The organism is Streptomyces sp. ADI95-17, from assembly GCF_003846175.1.
Lineage (GTDB): Bacteria > Actinomycetota > Actinomycetes > Streptomycetales > Streptomycetaceae > Streptomyces > Streptomyces sanglieri.
Map to the genome: position 1 here is coordinate 1,058,680 of NZ_ML123045.1, position 23,377 is coordinate 1,082,056.

15 protein-coding genes and 1 tRNA gene are annotated in these 23,377 nt (G+C 69.3%); 7 read left to right on the forward strand and 9 right to left on the reverse strand.

All coding sequences use genetic code 11. From position 1 onward, the window contains the following. Nucleotides 1–37: 37 nt before the first annotated feature. The 3 genes from pepN (at nt 38) to EES42_RS12835 (ending at nt 5,599) form a co-directional block, all read left to right on the forward strand. Entirely contained in the window at nt 38–2,542 is a 2,505-nt protein-coding gene (gene pepN / locus EES42_RS12825; RefSeq protein WP_124718253.1) for an aminopeptidase N, read from the forward strand. A 247-nt stretch (nt 2,543–2,789) separates the two neighbouring features. After that, entirely contained in the window at nt 2,790–4,187 is a 1,398-nt protein-coding gene (locus EES42_RS12830) for a pyridoxal phosphate-dependent decarboxylase family protein (RefSeq protein WP_124718254.1), read from the forward strand. Then, nucleotides 4,184–5,599, forward strand: a complete 1,416-nt coding sequence (locus tag EES42_RS12835; protein WP_124718255.1) for a lysine N(6)-hydroxylase/L-ornithine N(5)-oxygenase family protein — start codon at nt 4,184–4,186, stop codon at nt 5,597–5,599. The genes EES42_RS12830 and EES42_RS12835 overlap by 4 nt, the downstream gene beginning before the upstream one ends. 68 nt (nt 5,600–5,667) lie before the next feature. Here EES42_RS12835 and EES42_RS12840 read toward each other — a convergent pair whose 3' ends face one another. Beyond that, entirely contained in the window at nt 5,668–7,479 is a 1,812-nt protein-coding gene (locus EES42_RS12840) for a bifunctional metallophosphatase/5'-nucleotidase (protein ID WP_124718256.1), read from the reverse strand. A 181-nt stretch (nt 7,480–7,660) separates the two neighbouring features. Between EES42_RS12840 and EES42_RS12845 the strand changes: the two genes are divergently transcribed. Together EES42_RS12845 and pyk are read left to right on the forward strand one after the other, a co-directional pair. Beyond that, entirely contained in the window at nt 7,661–8,359 is a 699-nt protein-coding gene (locus tag EES42_RS12845) for an SIMPL domain-containing protein (protein WP_124718257.1), read from the forward strand. A 126-nt stretch (nt 8,360–8,485) separates the two neighbouring features. Further along, nucleotides 8,486–9,919, forward strand: a complete 1,434-nt coding sequence (pyk, locus tag EES42_RS12850) for a pyruvate kinase (protein WP_124718258.1) — start codon at nt 8,486–8,488, stop codon at nt 9,917–9,919. Between the two features lie 179 nt (nt 9,920–10,098). Here the strand turns inward: pyk and EES42_RS12855 are convergent. After that, nucleotides 10,099–10,173, reverse strand: a tRNA-Leu gene (locus EES42_RS12855). A gap of 99 nt (nt 10,174–10,272) precedes the next feature. On the opposite strand from EES42_RS12855, the gene EES42_RS12860 reads away from it, so the two are divergent. Then, nucleotides 10,273–10,923 (forward strand): ANTAR domain-containing response regulator, encoded by a 651-nt coding sequence (locus EES42_RS12860; protein WP_124718259.1) that lies wholly within the window; start codon nt 10,273–10,275, stop codon nt 10,921–10,923. Nucleotides 10,924–10,989: 66 nt separating this feature from the next. Here the strand turns inward: EES42_RS12860 and EES42_RS12865 are convergent, their stop codons facing one another. The 7 genes from EES42_RS12865 to EES42_RS12895 all read right to left on the reverse strand — a co-directional run bounded on the left by EES42_RS12865 (nt 10,990) and on the right by EES42_RS12895 (nt 20,153). After that, entirely contained in the window at nt 10,990–11,706 is a 717-nt protein-coding gene (locus EES42_RS12865) for an ABC transporter ATP-binding protein (protein WP_124718260.1), read from the reverse strand. Then, entirely contained in the window at nt 11,703–12,596 is an 894-nt protein-coding gene (locus EES42_RS12870; protein ID WP_124718531.1) for an ABC transporter ATP-binding protein, read from the reverse strand. Before EES42_RS12870 ends, EES42_RS12865 begins: the two co-directional genes overlap by 4 nt. 5 nt (nt 12,597–12,601) lie before the next feature. Beyond that, nucleotides 12,602–14,392: a branched-chain amino acid ABC transporter permease gene (locus EES42_RS12875; protein WP_124718261.1), complete on the reverse strand. Its 1,791-nt coding sequence runs from the start codon at nt 14,390–14,392 to the stop codon at nt 12,602–12,604. Between the two features lie 5 nt (nt 14,393–14,397). Beyond that, nucleotides 14,398–15,327 (reverse strand): branched-chain amino acid ABC transporter permease, encoded by a 930-nt coding sequence (locus EES42_RS12880; RefSeq protein ID WP_124718262.1) that lies wholly within the window; start codon nt 15,325–15,327, stop codon nt 14,398–14,400. Between the two features lie 100 nt (nt 15,328–15,427). Beyond that, nucleotides 15,428–16,645, reverse strand: coding sequence for a branched-chain amino acid ABC transporter substrate-binding protein (locus EES42_RS12885; protein ID WP_124718532.1), 1,218 nt, complete (start codon nt 16,643–16,645; stop codon nt 15,428–15,430). A 648-nt stretch (nt 16,646–17,293) separates the two neighbouring features. Beyond that, entirely contained in the window at nt 17,294–17,764 is a 471-nt protein-coding gene (locus EES42_RS12890; protein ID WP_124718263.1) for a PaaI family thioesterase, read from the reverse strand. Nucleotides 17,765–17,876: 112 nt separating this feature from the next. After that, entirely contained in the window at nt 17,877–20,153 is a 2,277-nt protein-coding gene (locus tag EES42_RS12895) for an FdhF/YdeP family oxidoreductase (RefSeq protein ID WP_124718264.1), read from the reverse strand. A gap of 158 nt (nt 20,154–20,311) precedes the next feature. On the opposite strand from EES42_RS12895, the gene polA reads away from it, so the two are divergent. After that, nucleotides 20,312–23,023, forward strand: a complete 2,712-nt coding sequence (polA, locus tag EES42_RS12900; RefSeq protein WP_124718265.1) for a DNA polymerase I — start codon at nt 20,312–20,314, stop codon at nt 23,021–23,023. Nucleotides 23,024–23,377: the final 354 nt, after the last annotated feature.

The window sequence follows — 23,377 nt, forward strand, 5'->3', positions numbered from 1 at the left end:
GCTGCGGGCCGTCCACCGCGTACGGCAGCATGGACACATGTCCGTACTGACGCGCGACGAAGCGCAGACCCGAGCCAAGTTCCTCGACGTACACCGGTACTCGATCGACCTCGATCTGACCACGGGGGAGGAGACCTTCGACTCCCGCACCGTCATCCAGTTCACCGCCGCCGCGGCCGGAGACACCTTCGTCGAGCTCAAGCCGGCCACTCTGCGCTCGATCAGCCTCGACGGACAGCCCCTCGACCCCGCCGACCTCGTCGAGAACCGCTTCCCCCTCACCGCGCTCACCCCCGGCACCCACGAACTGCGCATCGACGCCGCCATGCGCTACTCCCGCACCGGCGAAGGCATGCACCGCTTCACCGACCCGACCGACGGCGAGACCTACGTCTACACCCAGCTCTTCATGGAAGACGTCCAGCGCGTCTTCGCCGCGTTCGACCAGCCCGACCTCAAGTCCGTCTTCGCGCTCACCGTCACCGCCCCCGAGGGCTGGACCGTCCTCGGCAACGGCATCGCCGGACACCGGGGCGACGGCCACTGGACCCTGGCCCCCACCCCGCTCATCTCGACCTACCTCGTCGCCGTCGCCGCCGGCCCCTGGCACTCCGTGACCACCGAACACGCCGGACTGCCCTTCGGCATCCACTGCCGCCGCTCTCTGGCCCCGTACCTCGACACGGACGCCGACGAGATCCTCGACATCACCCGGGCCTGCTTCGACCGCTTCCACGAGAAGTTCGACGAGCCCTACCCCTTCGACTCCTACGACCAGGCGTTCGTCCCCGAGTTCAACGCCGGTGCCATGGAGAACCCCGGACTCGTCACCTTCCGCGACGAATTCGTCTTCCGCTCCGCCGTCACCGACACCGAACGCCAGACCCGAGGCATGGTCATCGCCCACGAGATGGCCCACATGTGGTTCGGCGACCTCGTCACCCTCGCCTGGTGGGACGACATCTGGCTCAACGAGTCCTTCGCCGAGTACATGGGCTACCAGACCCTCGCCGAGGCCACCCGCTTCACCGACACCTGGGTCGACTTCGGCGTAGCCCGCAAGGGCTGGGGCTACGACGCCGACCAGCGCCCCTCCACCCATCCCGTCGCACCCGACCCGGACGCCGTCCCCGACACCGCGTCCGCGATGCTCAACTTCGACGGCATCTCCTACGCCAAGGGCGCGTCCGCCCTGCGCCAACTCGTCGCCTGGCTCGGCGAGAAGGACTTCCTGGCCGGCATCAACACCCACTTCGCCCGCCACAAATTCGCCAACGCCACCCTCGCCGACTTCATCGACAACCTCGCATCGGCCACCGACCGCGACGTCCACGCCTGGGCCGAAGCCTGGCTGCGCACCACCGGGGTCGACACCCTCACCCCCCGCGTCCAGGAGTCCGACGGCACCTGGACCCTCGCCGTCGACCACGACGGCAGCCGCCCCCACCGCATCGCCGTCGGCGCCTACGACCAGGCCCCGGACGCGGTCACCGGCACCGAGCGGCTCGTCCTGCGCGAGCGGTTCGAGATCGACGTCCCCCACGACGGCATCCCCGACGCGCGCCCCGGCAGCCGCCCCGCACTCCTCGTCCTCAACGACGGCGACCTCAGCTACGCCAAGGTCCGCCTCGACACCCGGTCCTGGGAATCCGTCGTCTCCGGACTCTCCGCCGTCCCCGACGCCCTGACCCGCGCCGTCATCTGGAACACCGCCCGCGACATGGTCCGCGACGGCGAACTCGCCCCCGCCACCTACCTCGAAGCGGCCCGCACCCACCTGCCGCACGAGACCGACCTCGCCCTCGCCCAGGGCGTACTCGCCTTCGCCGGCACCCACGTCACGGACCGCTACGTGAGCCCCGAGGACCGCCCCGCGGCCCTCGCCACCCTCACCGCCCTGTGCCGCGACCTCATCCGCCGCACCGAGGACGGCCACAACCCCGGCCTGCGGCTCGTCGCCGTACGCCACCTCATCGACGCCGCCACCCAGCCCGACACCATCCAGGACTGGCTCACCAACGGCACCGTCCCCGGCGGACCCGAACTCGACCCCGAACTGCGCTGGCGCATCCTCACCCGCCTCGCCGTCCTCGGCGCCATCGACGAGGCCACCATCGCCGCCGAACTCGAACAGGACCCCAGCGCCACCGGACAGGAAGGCGCCGCACGCTGCCGCGCCGCCCTCCCCAACCCCGAGGCCAAGGCCGCCGCCTGGCACGCCCTGTTCAACGACGACGGTCTCTCCAACTACCTCTTCACCGCCGTCGCCCAGGGCTTCTGGCAGCCCGAACAGGCCGATCTCGTACAGGACTACGTGCCCCGCTACTACCCCGAGGCCACCGCGCTCGCCGCCCGCCGGGGCCCCGCCATCGCGGACGCCGCCGGACGCTACGCCTTCCCGGCGTACGCGGTCGACGCCGAGAACCTCCACCTCGGCGAACAGGCCCTCGACGACCGGGCCCTCATCCCCGCCCTGCACCGCAAGCTCACCGACCAGATCGACGACCTGCGCCGCGCCCTCGACGTACGCAACGCCCACTGACCCACCGAGCCGCAGGGCCGACCCGCACCCGCACCACCCGTGCCCGGCGCCCCCACCACAGGGGACGCCGGGCACACCCGTATCCCGGGCCACACCCATACCACCGGAACTCTCCGCGACACCCCACACCCCACCACCCGTCCTCCTTTCGAGTTCACATCCCCCGGCTCCACGGCGGCGCCACCGAAAACCCGGACAAGCTGGTATGTCCACCCATGCCCGGCCACGCATCCGAAGGGCCCACGCCATGCCCACCCCACCCCTCGCCGGAACCACCACCGGCCCCGCCGCCCTGCGCCCCCTCATCGACACCGTCCTCACCGCACTCCGCGACGGAGCCCACAGACGCGACGGCCCCCTGCCCGCAGGCGGCCCCGACGCCGTCACCCCCCGGATGCGCACCGCCACCCACCCCGTCGTCCCCGACCACGGCACCGGCCCCCACGAGGCCCTGCGCACCCTGATCACCGCCCTCACCGAAGGCGCCGCGGACCCCGCCGACCCCCTCTGCGCCGCCCACCTCCACACCCCGCCCCTGGCGCTCGCCGCCGCGGCCGACCTCGCCGCCTCCGCCCTCAACCCCTCCATGGACTCCTGGGACCAGGCCCCCGCCGCCTCCGCCCTCGAAGCCGACATCACCGCCGCCCTGGCCGCCGAGGTCTACCCCGGCCGGCCCACCCCCGACGCACTCGTCACCACCGGCGGCACCGAGTCCAACCAACTCGCACTCCTCCTCGCCCGCGAGCGCAACGGCCCCGTACAGACCATCTGCGCCGCCAACGCCCACCACAGCATCACCCGCGCCGCCTGGCTCCTCGGCCTGCCCGAACCCGTCGTCGTCCCCGCCCCCGCCGGCGTCATGGACCTCGCCGCACTGCGGGAAGCCCTCACCCGGAGCCCACGCCCACTCCTGGTCACCGCCACCGCCGGCACCACCGACACCGGCCGCATCGACCCGCTCACCGACATCGCCGACCTCTGCACCGCCCACGGCGCCGAACTCCACATCGACGCCGCCTACGGCGGCCCCCTCCTCTTCAGCCCCACCCACCGGCACAAGATCCACGGCCTCGACCGCGCCGACAGCGTCACCCTCGACCTGCACAAACTCGGCTGGCAGCCGGCATCCGCAGGGATCCTCGCCGTCCCGCACCGCCACCACCTCGACCCGCTCCACCACCGGGCCTCCTACCTCAACGCCGAGGACGACACCGAAGCCGGCCTCCCCGACCTCCTCGGCCGCTCACTGCGCACCACCCGACGCCCCGACGCCCTCAAGATCGCCGTCACCCTCCGGGCACTCGGCCGCTCCGGGCTCGCCGACCTCGTCGACCGCACCCTCGCCGCCGCCCAGCACCTCGCCGACCTCATCGCCGAAACCCCCACCCTCGACCTCTACGACCGCCCCACCATCAGCACCGTCCTCTTCCGCCCCACCGACGCCGACGACACCACCGTCGCCACCATCCGCCGCACCCTCCTCACCCGGGGCCACGCCGTGCTCGGCCGCGCCCACACCGGCGACCGCCTCTGGCTCAAAGCCACCCTCCTCAACCCCCACACCACCCCCCAGGACCTGCACACACTCCTCGACCTCGTCGACCGACTCACCAACGATCTCGCGGAAGGCAAGACCCCCCGATGACCGACCTCCCCACCCCCGACACCGACCAGCCACACGACCTCATCGGCATCGGCATCGGCCCCTTCAACCTCTCCCTCGCCGCCCTCGCCCACGGCGTACCCACCGACCGCCCCCTCGCCGCAGCCTTCTACGAACAACGCCCCGCCTTCCACTGGCACCCCGGCCTCCTCATCGACGGAGCCAGCCTCCAAGTCCCCTTCCTCGCCGACCTCGTCACCCTCGCCGACCCCGCCAGCCCCTGGACCTTCCTCAACTACCTACGCAGCCGCGACCGGCTCTTCCCCTTCTACTTCGCCGAACGCTTCCACATCCAACGCGCCGAGTACGACGCCTACTGCCGATGGGTCACCGACCAGCTGCCCGGCCTCCACTTCAGCCACCAGGTCGACGCAGTCCGCTGGAACAACCAACGCGAACTCTTCGAAATCGACTTCACCCAACTCGACGGCGAGGGCGAGGCCGAGGCACTCGGCCGCGCCCACACCCGCAACATCGCCCTCGGCATCGGCACCGAGCCGTACGTCCCCGAATTCTTCAAACCCCTCACCGAGGCGGAGAACGTCCCCGTCATCCACTCCGCCGACTACCTCCTCCACCGACAGGAAATCCTCGAAGCCCCCCACATCACCGTCATCGGCTCCGGCCAGTCCGGCGCCGAGATCTTCCTCGACCTCCTGCGCGCCCGCCCCCAAGGCCACGAGAACCTCCACTGGCTCGCCCGCACCCAGGCATTCGCACCCATGGAGTACTCAAAACTCGGCCTCGAACACTTCACCCCCGACTACAGCCGCTACTTCCACGCCCTCCCCGAAGCCGTACGCGACGAACTCGTCCCCCACCAGTGGCAACTCCACAAAGGCATCGACGCCGACACCATCGCCGCCATCCACGACGAGCTCTACCGCCGCACCCTCCACGGCGGCTGGCCCGACACCACCCTCACCCCCGGCGTCTCCGTACGCACCGCCGGACGCGTCGCCAACACCCGCATCGAGCTCCACCTCGAACACAGCCAGCAGAACGCCCGCTCCCGCCTCACCACCGACGCCGTCGTCCTCGCCACCGGCTACCGCGAACGCTCCCTCGACCGCATCCTCACCGGCCTCGACCCCTACATGCGCCGCGACGCCTCCGAACGCCCCCGCATCGACGACCGGTTCCGCCTCGTCCTCGACCCCACCGTCACCGGCAACGTCTACGTACAGAACGCCGAACGCCACACCCACGGCGTCGGGGCCCCCGACCTCGGACTGGCCGCCTGGCGCAGCGCCACCATCCTCAACGACCTCACCGGCACCAACCCCTACCCCCTCCCCGAACGCACCGCCTTCACCACCTTCGGCCTCACCCCGCAGGGCCCGCGCGTCCCCGCCCAGGGCCCCGACCTCATCCCCCTCGCCCGGAACAACTGACACCCACCCCGCACAGCAGGCGGCCGCCCCCTCCCGAAGGAGAAGACGGCCGCCCACCGGGAGAAGAGCTAGAACACCGGCGTACCCTCACGCGTCAGCCGCCAGTCCACCGACGCGAACTGCGCACCGTCCACCGAGCCCTTCGCCTGCACCCAGGCGATGATCGTGTTGCGGATCTCCTCCGAATTCGCCCACAACTGCTTGGCGCCCGCGACATGCGGGAAGTTCCCACCGCCACTGGCCCGGTAGTTGTTCACCGCCAGCACGAACTCCGCCGCCGGGTCGATCGGCTTGCCCTCGAACGAGAGATTCACGATCCGCGAACCGTTCGGCTTCGCGATGTCGATCTCGTACGTCAGCCCCGACACCGCGTCGTAGTTGTAGTCCGGAGTGTTGTCCGCGTTCGTCAGCTTCGCGGTGTCCACCGGCGCACCCGCCGGGGTCTGCACGTAGTACCGCGCCGAGAACTCCAGGTAATCCTTCAGCTGCGCACCGGTCAGCAGCCGCGCCTCAAGCGTGTTCTCGAACGGGTACAGACCCGCCGCATCCTTGATCGTCACGTTCCCGGCCGGAATCTGCGCCGTACGCGAGAAACACGACGCCTGCGACAGCACCGGAAGCGCCGCATACGCGCCGCCGGCCAGCGCCGCCTTCACCGTCTCCGCCTGAACCACATTGATCAGATCGATGATCGGCTCGTCCTTCCAGGCCGCCTCCGCCGTCGTCATCGCCGCCGTCGACGTACCGATGACCTGGTTGACGTACGCCACGACCTTCTTGTGTTCGTCCGCCAGCAGCCGGGTGATCTTCGGGTCCTCGGCCACCGTGTTGGAGTTCAGCACCTGCGAACCCGCCTTCTCCACCACCCAGCGGCCCTTCTCCCACACCAGGTCGAAGTCGAACAGCGTCAGCCGCTGCCCCCACTTCAGCGGCTCCGAGAGCACCACCTTCTTGCCGGTCTGCTTGTTCTCCACGAAGTACTCGGGGATCTCCAGGTGCGCGTGCCCGACGAGAATGGCGTCGATCCCCGGAACCTGCTCGGCCACCAGACCGGCCGCGTTCTCGACATACGGGATCTGGTCACCGTACGACGACGTACCACTGTTGCCCGAGTGCGCCGAGACGATCACCACGTCCGCGCCCATCGAACGAAGCCGCGGCACGAACTTCGCCGCCTGCTCCTCCAGCCCCGGGAACACCATCTTCCCGCTGACGTTCGCCTTGTCCCAGATGGCGATCCCCGGGTTGGTCAGCCCCAGGATCGCGACCTTCACATCCGGGCCGTGCGGGGTACGCATCCGCTTGATGACATACGGGGCGAACGCCGGCCGCAGGGTCTTCGCGTCCAGCGCGTTCGCACCCAGCAGCGGGAAGTCGCACTGCTCCTCGAACTTCCGCAGCACCGGGATGCCGTAGTTGAACTCGTGGTTGCCGAGCGCCGCGGCGTCGTACCCGATCGCGTTCATCGCCTGAGCCATCGGATGCACCGGACCACGCTTCGCCGTGATCGGATCGATCTTGGCGTAGTAGTACGACAGCTGGGTGCCCTGGATGGTGTCACCGGCATCGATCATCAACGTATTGCGACGGCCCTTCTCCCGGCGCACCTGGTCCACCAGGGTCGAGATCTTCGCCAGACCGACATCGTTGTGCGCCTTGTCGTCGAACTCCTTGTCCGTGAAGTAGTCCCAGTTGAAGACGTTCCCGTGCAGATCGGTGGTGCCCATCACCGTGAACGAGTACCGCTTCGGCGGACGCCCGTGGCCGTGCCCATGGCCGTGACCGTGCGCCGAGGCAGGCACCGCAGAGGCGCCCGCGATCGCCACACCCGCACCGGCGGCCGCCGATGTGCCCAGGAACGTCCTACGGTTCAGCGGCATTTCGTCTCCCACATCTCAGTTCTCACGCAACTCGGTTCTCGCGCGAAGCGGCTCCTCGGCAACAAGGACCACCGCACACAACGCGCGTAGATTCTGACCCAGGAGCCACACCACGCAACACCCCTCGCGGGTTTCGATCTGATGACCAGCCGCTGTCGGACCCGGATGCCACAGTGGACCCATGACCGACACCCCACCGTCCTACGGCACCCCCGAACACCCCCGCGTGGCCGTCCGCGGCGAAGCCCGCCTCGAAGTCGACCCGGAGACCGCCCGCATCGGCATCACCGTCACCGCCCGCGGCAAGAACCGCCGCAACGCCCTCGAAGACCTCACCCGCCGCAACGACCACGTACTCGAACTCGCACGCTCCTACGGACAAGCCGTGGAAAAACTCGAAACCGGCGCATTCTCCATCACGCCCGAACTCACCCAGAAGGGCCGCAACGAACAAATCCACGCCTACCACGGCCGCGTCCACATCACCGCGGTCCTCAACGACTTCACCGCACTGGGCGAATTCACCACCCGCATCGCCGACCTCGAAATGACCCGGGTCAACGGCCCCTGGTGGGGACTGCGCCCCGACTCGCCCGCACACGCGACCGCCCGCCGCCAGGCCGTCCACGAAGCCGTCCAGCGCGCCCGCGAGTACGCCGACGCCCTCGGCGCCCAGCTCACCGCACTCGTCGAACTCGCCGACCTCGGCGCGGAGAACGCCGCCCCACCCGTCCCCGCCGCACCCGGAGCCATGCGCGGCAGAGCCGCCTTCGCAGGAGCGGCACCCGAAGCCGCCCCCACCCTCGACCTCGAACCACAACGCCAGACCGTCTACGCCCAGGTCAACGCCCGCTTCATCATGTCACCGCCAAAACTCTAAAAGAGAATGCTCATCCGAGCACCCCGGCGCACAATTCAACACTTGTCAATAACCCTTCATCCAAAGGTCGTTGAGCGGTCATGGCACGCTGAATAGCTACCCGTAGGTAAGGTCTAGGGTCGAACCATGCGCCGAGCAAAAATCGTCTGTACCCTGGGCCCCGCCGTCGACACATACGACCAGATCAAGGCATTGGTCGAAGCGGGAATGGACATCGCCCGCCTCAACCTCAGCCACGGCACCTACGCCGAACACGAAGAGCGCTACCACCGCGTGCGCAAGGCCTCCGACGAGACCGGACGCAGCGTCGGCATCCTCGCCGACCTTCAAGGCCCGAAGATCCGCCTCGGATGCTTCCGCGAAGGCCCCGTACTCCTTGAACGCGGCGACAGCTTCACCATCACCGTCGAACCCGTCGAAGGCGACCGCCACACCTGCGGCACCACTTACGACGGCCTCGCCGACGACGTCACCCCCGGCGAACGCATCCTCGTCGACGACGGCCGCGTCACCCTCGAAGTCACCGAAGTGGACGGCCCCCGCGTCCGCACCACCGTCATCGAGGGCGGCATGGTCTCCGACCACAAGGGCCTCAACCTCCCCGGCGTCGCCGTCTCCGTCCCCGCACTCTCCGAGAAGGACATCGACGACCTCCGCTGGGCCCTGCGCACCGGCGCCGACATCATCGCCCTCTCCTTCGTGCGCAGCGGACGCGACATCGAGCACGTCCACCGCATCATGGACGAGGAAGGCCGCCGCCTCCCCGTCATCGCCAAGGTGGAGAAGCCCCAGGCCGTCGAGAACATCGACGGCATCGTCGCCGCCTTCGACGGCATCATGGTCGCCCGCGGCGACCTCGGCGTCGAAATGCCCCTGGAACAGGTGCCGATCGTCCAGAAGCGCGCGATCAAACTCGCCAGGCGCAACGCCAAGCCGGTCATCGTCGCCACCCAGATGCTCGACTCGATGATCGACAACTCCCGCCCCACCCGCGCCGAGGCCTCCGACGTCGCCAACGCCGTCATCGACGGCACGGACGCGGTGATGCTCTCCGGCGAGACCAGCGTGGGCAAGCACCCGATCGAGACGGTCCGCACGATGTCCCGCATCGTCGAGGCCGCCGAGGAGGACATCCTCACCAAGGGCCTCCCGCCCCTGACCGACCGCAACAAGCCCCGCACCCAGGGCGGCGCGGTGGCCCGCGCGGCGGCCGAGATGGGCGACTTCCTCGGTGCGAAGTTCCTGGTCGCCTTCACCCAGAGCGGCGACACGGTCCGGCGCCTGTCCCGCTACCGCTCACCCATCCCGCTCCTGGCCTTCACCCCGGACCCGGCCACCCGCTCCCAGCTGAACCTGACCTGGGGCGTCGAGACCTTCCTCGGCCCGCACGTGGACTCGACGGACGCGATGGTCGCCCAGGTCGACGAGGAACTGCTGAAGATCGGCCGCTGCGAGAAGGGCGACGTCGTGGTCATCACGGCCGGCTCCCCGCCGGGCGTCCCCGGTTCGACGAACCTGGTGCGGGTGCACCACATCGGCGAGGACGACAGCCTCAAGTAGGCCGGTCGTCAGTACTTCGGCCCGACGTGGGCGTCCACCAGCGCGACGGACGCCCGTCGGGCGACGGAGCTGTTCCGGCTGTCGGCCAGGGGTGGGTACGCACGATGAGACCCGGCCGGCTTTCACACATTCACGTGAAGCGCAGCCATTCTTCGGCGGCCTTGGAATCGAAGGAAAAGTACCCCGAGTCGGACTCGAACCGACACTGTATGGGTTTTGAATCCATTGTCTCTAACCAATTGGACTACCGGGGCTCGCTGAATCGTAGGTTTCCCTCGACCCGCTGCCCGACCACCTTACCGCAGCTGGGTAGGCTCTTGGCAGCAGTACCCCTGCCTTGATCAAGGAGCCCCGTGACCACGCCCGAGTCGCCCCAGCCCGCCGCAGACGACGACAAGTCGCACGTTCCGCCGCTGACGACCCGCGTCGTCATCGCGGAGGACGAGGCGCTCATCCGTCTCGACCTCAAAGAGATGCTGGAGGAAGAGGGCTACGCGGTCGTCGGCGAGGCCGGGGACGGGCAGCGGGCCGTCGAGCTGGCCCGGGAGCACCGGCCGGATCTGGTGATCCTCGATGTGAAGATGCCGGTTCTGGACGGGATCTCCGCCGCCGAGAAGATCGCCGAGGAGTCCATCGCGCCGGTCCTGATGCTGACCGCGTTCTCGCAGCGCGACCTCGTCGAACGGGCCCGGGACGCCGGGGCGATGGCGTATCTCGTGAAGCCGTTCAGCAAGAGCGACGTGGTGCCGGCCATCGAGATGGCGGTGTCGCGGTTCGCGGAGCTGAAGGCGCTGGAGACCGAGGTCGCGGATCTCGCGCAGCGGCTGGAGACGCGGAAGCTGGTGGACCGGGCGAAGAGCATTCTGCAGACGGACTACGGGCTTTCCGAGCCGGCCGCGTTCCGGTGGATCCAGAAGACGTCGATGGACCGGCGGCTGTCGATGCAGCAGCTGGCCGAGGCGTTGATCGAGGACGCCGAGGAGAAGAAGAAGGCGGCCGAGTAGGCCGTACGCGAGCACGAGGAAGGCCCGCGTCCCGGATGTCCGGGGCGCGGGCCTTTCCCGTGGGTGTCAGTCCTCGCCGAGGTACGCCTTGCGGACGGACTCGTCGTGGAGGAGGTCCGGGCCGGTGCCGGAGAGGACGATCTTGCCGACCTCCATGACGTGGCCCTGGTCCGCGAGGGAGAGCGCCGCCTGGGCGTTCTGTTCCACGAGCAGGATGGTGGTGCCCTGGGCCTTCAGTTCGACGATGGTCTCCATGATCTTCTGCATCATGATCGGGGAGAGGCCCATGGAGGGCTCGTCGAGCATCAGGAGCTTGGGCCGGCACATGAGGGCCCTGCCCATGGCGAGCATCTGCTGTTCGCCGCCCGAGAGGGTTCCGGCGGCCTGCTTCCGGCGTTCCCCGAGGATGGGGAAGAGTTCGTAGGCGCGCTGGATGTCCTTCTCGATGCCTGCCTTGTCGTTGCGGAGGTAGGCGCCGAGCTGGAGGTTCTCGGTGATGGTGAGCCGGGGGAAGATGTGGCGTCCCTCGGGGGAGTGGGCGAGGCCCAGGGCGACGACCTTGTGTGCGGGTACGTCGTTGAGGGGTTTGCCGTCGAAGACGATGCGGCCGCCGACCGGCTTGAGCAGGCCGGAGAGGGTGCGCAGGGTGGTGGTCTTGCCGGCGCCGTTGGTGCCGATGAGGGTGACGACCTGGCCGGCTTCGACGGTGAAGGAGATGCCCTTGACGGCTTCGATCTTGCCGTAGGCGACGCGGAGGTCCTCGACCTCCAGAAGTGCGGTCATCGGGTGTCCTCCTCCTCGGTGCTGGTGGTGGCTGTTTGTGCGGCGTCCTTCGCGGCGTCGGCTTCGGCGGCTTCGACCTCGGCGGCTTCTTCGGCGCCGGGGGCGCCTTCGAAGGGGGTGCCGAGGTAGGCGGCGACGACGCGTTCGTCGCTCTGGACGATGTCGGGGGAGCCCTCGACGAGTTTTTCGCCCTGGACGAGGCAGGCGACGCGGTCGCAGAGGTTGAAGATGAACCGCATGTCGTGCTCGATGACGAGGACGGCGATGCCCTGGTCACGGATGGCGAAGATGAGCTCCTCGGTGACCCGGGTCTCCTGCGGGTTCATTCCCGCGGTGGGCTCGTCGAGGAGCAGCAGCCCGGGGTCGCTGGCCAGCGCGCGGGCGATCTCCAGCTTGCGCTGGTCTCCGTAGGGGAGGTTGCGCGCGAGATGGTCGGCCTTGTCCGCCAGACCGATGAACTCCAGGAGTTCCATGGCCCGTTCGCGGCTGGCCTGCTCGGCCCTGGTGAAGCCGGGAAGGCGCAGGAGGGCGGACCAGAGGCCCTCCTTGGTCCTGGTGTGGCGTCCGACGAGGACGTTCTCCAGGACGGTCATGTTGGCGAAGAGCCGGATGTTCTGGAAGGTGCGGGCGATGCCTGCCTGGGTCACGAGGTGGGGCTTGGGCGGCAGGACGGTGCCCTTGTAGCTGACCTTGCCCTCGGTGGGGACGTACAGGCCGGTGAGGCAGTTGAAGAAGGTGGTCTTGCCGGCGCCGTTGGGGCCGATGAGGCCGACGATCTCGCCCGCGTTGACGGTGAGGTCGACGTTGCGCACGGCGGTGAGGCCGCCGAAGCGCATGGTCACGCCGTTGGCGTCGAGGACGGTGGTGGCGGTCTTCGTGGTGGTGGTCATGGTGGTCACGCCCCCGCCTTGGCGATGCCGGCGGCGGTCTCTTCGGACTGTCGCGGTTCGGGTACGTCGGGCTGGTCGTTCTCGTGGAATTCGAGCTGCTTCCGGCGGTCGGCGACCAGTCCTTCGGGTCGCAGGCGCATCAGGAGGATGAGCGCGATGCCGAAGAGGAAGAGCTGGTAGTCCTGCATGAACTGGAGCTTCGCCGGGATGAGATAGAGCAGTGCGGCGCCGACCAGGGGTCCGCTGAGCGTCCCCATGCCGCCGAGGATGACGGCGGCGAGGAGGAAGGCGGAGTTGGGCGGCACGGAGCCGGCGAACTGGTACTGCTCGGGCGTCACGGTGTAGTTGACGTGCGCCTGGACGGTTCCGGCGAGCCCGGCGAGGGTGGCGCCGAGGGCGAAGGCGAGCAGCTTGAGCCGGAAGGCGTTGATGCCCATGGCGGTGGCCGCGGTCTCGTCCTCGCGGATGGCGACCCAGGCACGGCCGATGCGGGATTCCCCGGAGCGGCGGAAGACGAGCACGACGACGGCGGTGAAGACGAGCATCAGCAGGTAGTAGTTGGCGGACCTGCCGAGGTCGAAGCCGAGGATGTTGTGCTTGAGCCCGAAGTCGAACCCGAAGAAGTTGAGGTCGGGGATGCTGGGGATGCCCTGGGAGCCGTTGGTGAGGTCGGGGCCGCTGTTGCCGTTGAGGTTGTTCACGGTGAGGCGGAAGATCTCACCGAAGCCGAGCGTGACGATGGCGAGGTAGTCGCCGCGCAGCCGCAGGGTGGGTGCGCCGATCAGGACGCCGAAGACGAGTGATGCTCCGGCGCCGGTGAGGACGGCGGCCCAGAAGGGGAATTCGACGCCGATGGCCGACATGGTGGAGCCGGAGACCAGGGCGGCGGCGTAGGCGCCGACGCCGAGGAAGGCGACGTATCCGAGGTCGAGCAGGCCGGCGAGGCCGACGACGACGTTGAGGCCGAGTGCCACCGTGCCGAAGATGAGGATGTTGGCGCCGATGAGCGCGTACTCCTCCTTCTGCTGGGTGAAGGGGAAGCAGACGGCTGCGACGAGGGCGGCGGCGAGTGTGATGTTGCGGTGCTTCGTGGTCAGCGCGGTGAGGCGGGAGACGAGCCCGGCCCGGTGGAGCGCGGTGAAGGCGAAGCCGACGGTGATGAGGAAGCCGATGAAGAGTTCGGTGTAGTCGGTGTCGATGCCGTAGGCGAAGACATAGAGACCGATGCCGAACGCGGCGACGATGATGAGGATCTCGGCCCAGGAGGGGAGCGCCTTGGCGCGGGGGGCCTGGGGGGCGCCGAGGCTGTTGCGGAAGCGCTGCCAGGCGGTGGTCGCGGTTCCGTCGAGCGGCTGGTCGCCGGGCAGGCCGAGTGCGGTGACTGCGGCGATGAGCGCGCCGATGCCGCTGACCCAGGCGCCGGGCTCCAGGTTGACGATGCCGCCGAGGTCGTAGGCGATGGCACCGAGGGTGTAGCCGGTGGTGCCGAGGGTGCCCAGGGCCAGGAGGCGGACGGGGCTGTTGGTGCCGCCGGGGGTGAGCCAGCCCAGGCCCCGGACGCCGTACCCGGACAGCGTGAGGAGCAGGGTGAGTGCGGCGCCGATGAGGGTGAGGACCTGGAGGCCGCCGGGGTAGCCGGTGACGGTGAGGTCGCCGGGGAACTCGTCGGTCCAGGTCCAGGCGAGGAAGGTGCCGGCCAGTGCGACGGCGGCGCCGGCGACGGTGCCGATGCGGGCCGCGGCCGGGGGGATCGGCAGGAACGCGGGGCCGGGTGCGGTGGTGTGGTTGGTGGTCATCCGTATCACGCCCGATCCGCGACGCGTTCGCCGAGCAGACCCTGGGGACGGAGCAGCAGGACGATGATGAGGAGGACGAAGGCCCATACGTCCTTCCAGGCGCCGCCGCCGAAGAGGTCCATGCCGGGGACGTTGCTCATGTAGCCGGTGGCGAGGGATTCGGCGATGCCCAGTACGACGCCGCCGAGCATGGCTCCGTAGATGTTGCCGATGCCGCCGAGCACGGCTGCGGTGAAGGCCTTGAGGCCCATGATGAAGCCCATTTTGAAGCCGATCTGGCCGTTCTTGAGCCCGTAGGCGACGGCGGCGACGGCGGCGAACGCGGCACCGATGGCGAAGGCCATGACGATGATGCGGTCGGTGTTGATGCCCATGAGCTTGGCGGTGTCGGGGTCCTGGCTGGTGGCCTGCATGCCGCGGCCGGAGCGGGTCTTGGAGACGAAGAGCCCGAGGGCGAGCATGCAGATGGGTGCCGTGATCAGGACGAAGAGGTCACCGCGCTGGATGTGGGCGCCGAAGATGTCGATCGCTTCGCCCTTGAACTGGGGGAAGGAGCGGTCCTTCTTGGCGTCCGGGTACCACTTCCAGATGGCCTGCTGGAGCGCGAGCGAGAGTCCGATCGCGGTGATCAGCGGGGCCAGCCGGGGGGCGGTGCGCAGTGGCCGGTACGCGAAGCGTTCGGCGGCCGTGCTGACGGCGACGGAGCATATGACGCCGCCGATGATCATGAGAGGGATGATCGCGAGGAGGGAGACACCGGCCGGCATCCAGAGGTACACGGTGAGAGCTCCGAAGCCTCCGATCATGAAGATCTCGCCGTGGGCGAAGTTGATGAGCTGGATGATTCCGTAGACCATCGTGTAGCCGATCGCGATGAGTCCGTACATCGCGCCGAGGATGAGTCCATTGGCCAGCTGTTGCGGCAGTTCGTTCACCGCAGGGCCTCCGTGGAGTGGTTCGGATATGGCACCGCGCGGGGGCGCTGGTAGCGCTCCCGCGCGGTCTGGTGTGGGTCAGGCGTGGCCCGGGAGCTTGTTACGGCTTGTAGGCCTCGCTGAGCTTGGAGGTCCACTTGCCGCCGTCGACCTGGTACGCGGTCATCATGGTGTTGGTGGTGTCGCCGTACTCGTCGAAGGAGACGGGGCCGGTGACGCCGTCGAACTTGACCTTGGCCATGGCCGCGAGGACCTTGGTGCGGGCGTCGTCGCCGCTGGGGAGCTTGCCGCCGTTGTCGGCGACGGCGATCTTGACGGCCTCGATGATCGACCAGGTGGCGTCGTAGGTGCCGCCGCCGTACGCCTCGTAGGCGTCCTTGTATCCGGCCGTCTTGTAGTCCGCGATGAACTTCTTGGCCGAGTCGAGCTCCTCGACGGGCTTGCCGACGGAGGTGGCGATGTCGCCCTGGGCCTTCTTGTTCAGCTTGATGAAGTCGGCGCTGTACATGCCGTCGCCGCCCATGAGCGGGATCTGGACGCTGTCCTTGAGCTGCTGGCTCAGGGGTGCGCCGGCGGGGTACTCGCCGCCGTAGTAGACGGCCTTGGCGCCGGACTTCTTGACCTTGGTGACGACGGCGTTGAAGTCGCGGTCGTCGGGGTTCACGTGGTCGGAGCCGACGATCTTGCCGCCGAGGGTGGTGAAGGTGTTCTTGAAGGACGCGGCGAGACCGGCGCCGTAGGGCTTCTGGTCGTCGATGAGGTAGACCTGCTTGATCTTCGCGTTGTTGTAGAGGTACTTCGCTGCGAAGGCGCCCTGGATCTGGTCCGTGGTGGCGGTACGGAAGTAGGTCTTGAAGGGGCGCTTCTTGTCGCCGGTCTTCCAGTTCTCGCCCTGGGTGAGCTCCGTGCCGGTGTTGGCGGGGGAGATCTGGGTGAGGCCGGCGTCGTTGAGCGGCTTCTGCATCGACTGGGAGACGCCGGAGTTCAGGGGGCCGACGACGCCGACGACGGTGTCGTCGTCGATGAACTTCTGGGCGTTCTGCTGGCCGACCGAGGGCTGTGCCTGGTCATCGAGGGGCTTGACCTCGAATTTGATGCCGGGGACGGTGTTTTCCTTGTTGGCCGTCTTGGCGGCGAGGTCGGCGGAGTTCTTGATGCCGAGGCCGAGGGCGGACAGGTCGCCGGTGATCGGTGCGTCGACGCCGATGACGACGGTCTGGGTGCCGCCGCTGTCACCGCCCTTCTTGCTGTCGTCGCGCGACCCGCAGGCGGTGAGGGTCAGTGCTCCGGTCGTGAGCACGGTGGTGAGGATGAGCAAAGAACGGTGTCGCACGAAAGGTCCTTTCCCTGGCGCGGCCTCCTCTGCTTGAGGTGCCGTGTCGTTCGCCGGGCCGTACTGGGTGGTACAGGGCCGTGCTGCAGACGCGCCCGGCGGCGCGGTGACTGGCGGTGACTCTAGGCGCAGGTGTGGGGGTCCGGGACGACTCAGCCGCAGGATGTGACTGTCTTGTTATGCCGTTGAGGAAGGCTTGAGGTGGCTGTGCGGACATGTACGGCTTTTTACCGGACCGCGAAGTGACCGCATTCTGAGAACACGCAGCTCTGCTAAGGGGCTTGAGCCGATCATGCTGCTGTCGTGCGAGGTGGGGAGGGGTGCGGCGCGGGCGGGCACGACGAGGTGCCCGGCGGCTTCGCGGCCGGGCTGGTGGGGTCGCGTGGAGGTGTCCGCGGACCGGGCGGTGATTACGCAGTGTCACATCGGGGCTGATGTGATCGACGCGGTGTGGTGTGTGTAGGGTGCCGAGTGGGCCACACAACGCGGGTTCAGGTCAAGGGAGTTGGCGCATTTGATTGCCAACTCCGGCTGTGACGAAGGGTGTTGTGGGTGGATATGGAGCTGCCCGGCCGGATTGCGTTCCGGCCGGGCAGTGGTGTCGCGGTGTGTTGTGCGGTGTGTTCCGGACCGTCAGACGGCGTCGGGCCGGGGGGCGTCACGGAGCATGCAGGTGAGGCGTGCGGTGCAGACCCGCTTGTCCTGTTCGTCGGTGATGGCGATCTCGTAGGTGGCGGTGGAACGGCCGCGGTGTACGGGGGTGGCGACGCCCGTGACGAGTCCGCTGCGCACACCGCGGTGGTGGGTGCAGTTCAGGTCGACACCGACGGCGAGCTTGGCGGCGCCGCCGTGGAGCATGGAGCCGATGGAGCCGAGGGTCTCGGCGAGCACGGCGGAGGCGCCGCCGTGCAGCAGTCCGTAGGGCTGGGTGTTGCCCTCGACGGGCATGGTGCCCACGACGCGCTCCGCGGAGGCCTCGACGACGGTGACGCCCATGCGTTCGCCGAGGTGGCCGGCGGAGAAGAGTGCGGGCAGGTCGACGCCGAGGGCGGCGTACTCGTCGATGATCTCCTGGGGGAACTTGGGTGCGGTGTGCTCGCCCATGGGTCCGGCTCCGATCGTCTGCGATGGTTCACTGCTTCATTGCTGTGTGCATCGTTCTTATCAGACGACTGAGCGGACGCTTAGGGCCTGTCGTGCAGGTCACGCGGGCCGGTCATGCGGCGGTGTTCTCGAAGCGGACGACGACGGACTTGCTGGCCGGGGTGTTGCTGGTGTCGGCGGTGGAACCGAGGGGGACCAGCACATTGGTCTCCGGGTAGTAGGCGGCGGCGCAGCCCCGGGCGGTCGGGTAGTGCACGACGCGGAAGCCGGGGGCGCGGCGCTCCACCCCGTCCTTCCATTCACTGACGAGGTCGGTGTACGCCCCGTCGGCCAGGCCGAGGGCCCGGGCGTCGTCGGGGTTGACCAGGACGACCCGGCGGCCGCCCTTGATGCCGCGGTAGCGGTCGTCGAGGCCGTAGATGGTGGTGTTGTACTGGTCGTGGGAGCGCAGGGTCTGCAACAGCAGCCTGCCTTCGGGGAGTTCGGGGTACTCGACGGGGGCGGCGGTGAAGTTGGCCTTGCCGGTCGCGGTGGGGAAGCGGCGCTCGTCGCGCGGGGCGTGCGGGAGGGTGAAGCCGCCGGGGTGCGCCACCCGGGCGTTGAAGTCCTCGAAGCCGGGGACGACGCGGGAGATGCGGTCGCGGATCGTGGCGTAGTCCTTCTCGAACTCCTCCCACGGGGTGCGCGACGCGGGGCCGAGCACGGCACGGGCGAGGCGGGCGACGATGGCGGGCTCGGAGAGCAGATGGGGGCTGGCGGGGGTGAGGTTGCCGCGCGAGGCGTGGACCATGCTCATGGAGTCCTCGACGGTGACGAACTGCTTGCCGCTCGCCTGGACGTCCTTGTCGGTGCGGCCCAGCGTCGGCAGGATCAGCGCGCGGGTGCCGGTCACGGCGTGCGAGCGGTTGACCTTGGTGGAGACGTGGACGGTGAGGCGGGCGCGGCGCATCGCGGCCTCGGTGACGTCCGTGTCGGGGGTGGCCGCGACGAAGTTGCCGCCCATGGCGAAGAAGACCTTGGCGTCGCCGTCGCGCAGGGCCTGGATGGAGCGGACGACGTCGTAGCCGTGGTGGCGCGGCGAGGTGATCCCGAACTCCGCGTCGAGGGCGTCCAGGAAGGCGGGGGCGGGGCGCTCGAAGATGCCCATGGTGCGGTCGCCCTGCACGTTGGAGTGGCCGCGGACGGGGCAGACGCCGGCGCCGGGGCGGCCGATGTTGCCCCTCAGCAGCAGGAAGTTGACGACCTCGCGGATGGTCGGCACGGAGTGCTTGTGCTGGGTGAGGCCCATGGCCCAGCAGACGATGGTGCGCTTCGAGGCGAGGACCATGGCCAGGGCCTCCTCGATGGCCCCGCGGTCGAGGCCGGTGGCGGCGAGGGTCTCTTCCCAGTCGGCCTCGCGGGCGGCGGCGGCGAACTCCTCGTAACCGTGGGTGTGCTCCCGTACGAAGGTCTCGTCGACGGCGCCGTCGGTCTCCAGGATCATCTTGTTGAGGAGCCGGAAGAGGGCCTGGTCGCCGCCGATCCGGATCTGCAGGAAGAGATCGTTGAGTGCGGCGCCCCTGATCATGCCGAGCGGGGTCTGCGGGTTCTTGAACCGCTCCAGGCCGGCCTCGGGGAGCGGATTCACCGAAATGATCTTCGCTCCGGCCGATTTGGCCTTCTCCAGGGCGGAGAGCATCCGGGGGTGGTTCGTGCCGGGGTTCTGACCGGCGACGATGATCAGGTCCGCCCGGTGGAGGTCCTCCAGGGAGACGCTGCCCTTGCCGATGCCGATGGTCTCCGTCAGTGCGGAGCCGGAGGACTCGTGGCACATGTTGGAGCAGTCGGGGAGGTTGTTGGTGCCGAATTCGCGGGCGAACAGCTGGAGCAGGAACGCGGCCTCGTTGCTGGTGCGCCCCGAGGTGTAGAAGAGCGCCTCGTCGGGGGAGCCGAGCGCGCGCAGCTCCTCGGCGATGATGTCGAAGGCGCGCTCCCAGGTCACCGCCTCGTACCGGTCGGCGCCCTCGGGGAGGTACATCGGCTGGGTGATCCGGCCCTGCTGGCCCAGCCAGTACCCGCTGCGGGTGGCGAGGTCGGCGACGGGGTGCGCGGCGAAGAAGTCGGGGGTGACCCGGCGCAGCGTCGCCTCCTCGGCGACGGCCTTGGCGCCGTTCTCGCAGAACTCCGCGGTGTGCCGCTTGTCGCCCTCGGGCCAGGCGCAGCCGGGGCAGTCGAAGCCGTCCTTCTGGTTGACCTTGAGGAGGGTCTGCGCGGTGCGCCGCACGCCCATCTGCTGCTGGGCCATGAGCAGGCTGTGGGCGACGGCGGGCAGCCCGGCGGCGGCGTGCTGGGCCGGCTCGACCTGCGGCGCGTTCTGGACCGGGTCACCCGTGGGCGGTTTGGTGGCCATTGCGTGCTCCCCTTCGAGCCGGCGGCGGACCTGGGCGGTGTGCCGTGCGCATCGGTGCTGTCCGTGTTCCTCTGCCGATCCTGTCACGCGGCACGGACAGGGCGGGCCCCGAGCCGGGTCGGTCGGGAATGTCAGTGGTCCGTGGCAGGATCGGGGGCGTGGCTGAGACGGCATCGAAGAAGACGGCAGACAACCGACCGCGCCTGCTCCTGATGGACGGGCACTCCCTGGCGTACCGGGCGTTCTTTGCGCTGCCTGCGGAGAATTTCACGACAGGGTCGGGACAGCCGACGAACGCGGTGTACGGCTTCGCGTCGATGCTCGCGAACACACTGCGTGACGAGGCGCCGACGCATTTCGCGGTGGCGTTCGACGTCTCCCGCAAGACCTGGCGCTCCCAGGAGTTCCCCGAGTACAAGGCGAACCGCTCGAAGACCCCGGACGAGTTCAAGGGGCAGGTCGAGCTGATCGGCGAGCTGCTGGACGCGATGCACGCGGACCGCTTCGCGGTCGACGGCTTCGAGGCGGACGACGTCATCGCCACGCTGGCCACACAGGCCGAGGCGGCCGGCTTCGAGGTGCTGATCGTCACCGGCGACCGGGATTCCTTCCAGCTGATCACGGACAACATCACCGTGCTCTACCCGACCAAGGGCGTCTCGGAGCTGACCCGGTTCACCCCGGCGAAGGTCGAGGAGAAGTACGGACTCACGCCGCAGCAGTACCCGGACTTCGCGGCGCTGCGCGGCGACCCGTCGGACAACCTGCCGGGCATCCCCGGCGTCGGTGAGAAGACCGCCGCGAAGTGGATCAACCAGTTCGGTTCGTTCGCCGAGCTGGTCGAGCGGGCCGAGGAGGTCAAGGGCAAGGCCGGCCAGAATTTCCGGGACCACCTGGACGCGGTGCGGCTGAACCGCAGGCTGACCGAGATGGTCCGCGACGTGGAGCTGCCGAAGACCCCCGAGGACCTGGAGCGCGCCCCGTACGACCGCACGGCGGTGACCGGCGTGCTGGACGTCCTGGAGATCCGTAACCCGAGCCTGCGCGAGCGGCTGCTGGCCGTCGATCCGGGCGCGGCCGAGGACGAGGCCCCGGCGCCCGCCGCGGGCATCGAGCTGGACGGCGCGGTGCTGGGCGCGGGCGAGCTCGCGCCGTGGCTCGCCGCGCACGGTGGGCAGCCGCTCGGCGTGGCCACCGTCGACACCTGGGCGCTGGGCAGCGGCGCGGTCACCGAGGTCGCGCTGGCCGCGGCGGACGGCGCGGCGGCCTGGTTCGACCCGGCCGCGATCGACGAGGGCGACGAGCAGGCGTTCGCCGCGTGGATCGCCGCCCCGGACCGGCCCAAGGTCATGCACAACGCGAAGAGCGCCATGCGGGTCTTCCCCGAGCACGGCTGGCACGTCGAGGGCGTCACGATGGACACCGCGCTGGCCGCCTATCTGGTCAAGCCCGGCCGTCGTTCCTTCGCGCTGGACGCGCTGGCGGTGGAGTACCTGGGCCGCGAGCTGGCCCCCGCCGCGGCGTCCGACGGGCAGCTGGCCTTCGGTGCGGACGACCAGGCCGAGGCCGAGTCCCTGATGGCGCAGGCCCGCGCGGTCCTGGACCTGGGCGACGCGTTCACCACGCGGCTGGCGGAGGTCGGCGCGACCGATCTGCTGCACGGCATGGAGCTGCCGACGTCCGCGCTGCTGGCCCGTCTGGAGCGGCACGGCATCGCCGCCGACCGGGCCCATCTGGAAGGCATGGAGCAGCAGTTCGCCGGTGCGGTGCAGCAGGCGGTGAAGGAGGCGCACGCCGCGGTCGGCCGCGAGTTCAACCTCGGTTCGCCCAAGCAGCTCCAGGAGGTCCTCTTCGGTGAGCTGGGCCTGCCGAAGACGAAGAAGACGAAGACCGGGTACACCACGGACGCCGACGCCCTGGCCTGGCTCGCCGCGCAGACCGAGCACGAGCTGCCGGTGATCATGCTGCGCCACCGCGAGCAGGCCAAGCTGCGGGTCACGGTCGAGGGCCTGGTCAAGACGATCGCGGCGGACGGCCGGATCCACACCACGTTCAACCAGACCGTGGCGGCGACGGGCCGGCTCTCCTCCACCGACCCCAACCTGCAGAACATCCCGGTCCGTACGGACGAGGGCCGGGCCATCCGCCGCGGCTTCGTCGTCGGCGAGGGCTTCGAGACGCTGATGACCGCCGACTACAGCCAGATCGAGCTGCGGGTGATGGCACACCTCTCCGAGGACGAGGGCCTGATCGAGGCGTTCACCTCCGGCGAGGACCTGCACACCACGGTCGCCTCGCAGGTCTTCGGCGTCGACAAGTCGGCCGTGGACCCGGAGATGCGCCGCAAGATCAAGGCCATGAGCTACGGACTCGCGTACGGGCTCTCCGCGTTCGGCCTCTCCCAGCAGCTGAACATCGAGGCCGGTGAGGCGCGCGGCCTGATGGACACCTACTTCGAGCGGTTCGGCGGAGTGCGCGACTATCTGCACCGGGTGGTGGAGGAGGCGCGGGCCACCGGCTACACGGAGACGGTCTTCGGCCGCCGCCGCTACCTCCCCGACCTCAACAGCGACAACCGCCAGCGCCGCGAGATGGCCGAGCGGATGGCGCTCAACGCACCGATCCAGGGCACGGCCGCGGACATCGTCAAGGTGGCCATGCTCCAGGTCGACCGGGCGCTGACCGGGGCGAAGCTGAAGTCCCGGATGCTGCTCCAGGTCCATGACGAAATCGTGCTGGAGATCGCCGGGGGCGAGCGGGAGCGGGTCGAGGAGATCCTGCGCCACGAGATGTCCACGGCCGTGCAGTTGCGCGCCCCGCTGGATGTCTCGGTGGGCGTCGGCACGGACTGGGAGTCCGCGGCGCACTGATCTGCCGGAGGTGCCGGACGGGCCCGGGGCGTGCTGCCCCGGGCCCGTCCGCGTATCCGGGCCCCGGGCCGCGCCGTCAACGCCGCGCCCGTGCCGACGGACAGTGCGGCGACCTGACAGCCACTCACCGCCCCCGGCAGTCCGGTGACTTGATCATGCGATCATATGGGCGGCTTTCGGTGGACCGGTGCGCAGTCGACTGACCGGACGGCCGGGCGATGGGGCCATCGAGCGATCGAGCGAGGGCGGGAGCGCGGTGTGAGCGGGGCTGGGGGGCAGGACGAGTCGTCCGTGTCCGAAGAGGAGTGGGAGCGGTTCCTCCGCGAATCGGTGACGGGTGTGCCCGGGGCTCCC

What these genes read in the sequence shown, in the direction of transcription:
- EES42_RS12835 (WP_124718255.1), top strand. Translation starts at nt 4,184, where the DNA reads ATGACCGACCTCCCCACCCCCGACACCGACCAGCCACACGACCTCATC.
- EES42_RS12830 (WP_124718254.1), top strand. Translation starts at nt 2,790, where the DNA reads ATGCCCACCCCACCCCTCGCCGGAACCACCACCGGCCCCGCCGCCCTG.
- EES42_RS12865 (WP_124718260.1), bottom strand. Translation starts at nt 11,706, where the DNA reads ATGACCGCACTTCTGGAGGTCGAGGACCTCCGCGTCGCCTACGGCAAG.
- EES42_RS12870 (WP_124718531.1), bottom strand. Translation starts at nt 12,596, where the DNA reads ATGACCACCACCACGAAGACCGCCACCACCGTCCTCGACGCCAACGGC.
- EES42_RS12890 (WP_124718263.1), bottom strand. Translation starts at nt 17,764, where the DNA reads ATGGGCGAGCACACCGCACCCAAGTTCCCCCAGGAGATCATCGACGAG.
- pyk (WP_124718258.1), top strand. Translation starts at nt 8,486, where the DNA reads ATGCGCCGAGCAAAAATCGTCTGTACCCTGGGCCCCGCCGTCGACACA.
- EES42_RS12840 (WP_124718256.1), bottom strand. Translation starts at nt 7,479, where the DNA reads ATGCCGCTGAACCGTAGGACGTTCCTGGGCACATCGGCGGCCGCCGGT.
- EES42_RS12895 (WP_124718264.1), bottom strand. Translation starts at nt 20,153, where the DNA reads ATGGCCACCAAACCGCCCACGGGTGACCCGGTCCAGAACGCGCCGCAG.
- EES42_RS12845 (WP_124718257.1), top strand. Translation starts at nt 7,661, where the DNA reads ATGACCGACACCCCACCGTCCTACGGCACCCCCGAACACCCCCGCGTG.
- pepN (WP_124718253.1), top strand. Translation starts at nt 38, where the DNA reads ATGTCCGTACTGACGCGCGACGAAGCGCAGACCCGAGCCAAGTTCCTC.
- EES42_RS12875 (WP_124718261.1), bottom strand. Translation starts at nt 14,392, where the DNA reads ATGACCACCAACCACACCACCGCACCCGGCCCCGCGTTCCTGCCGATC.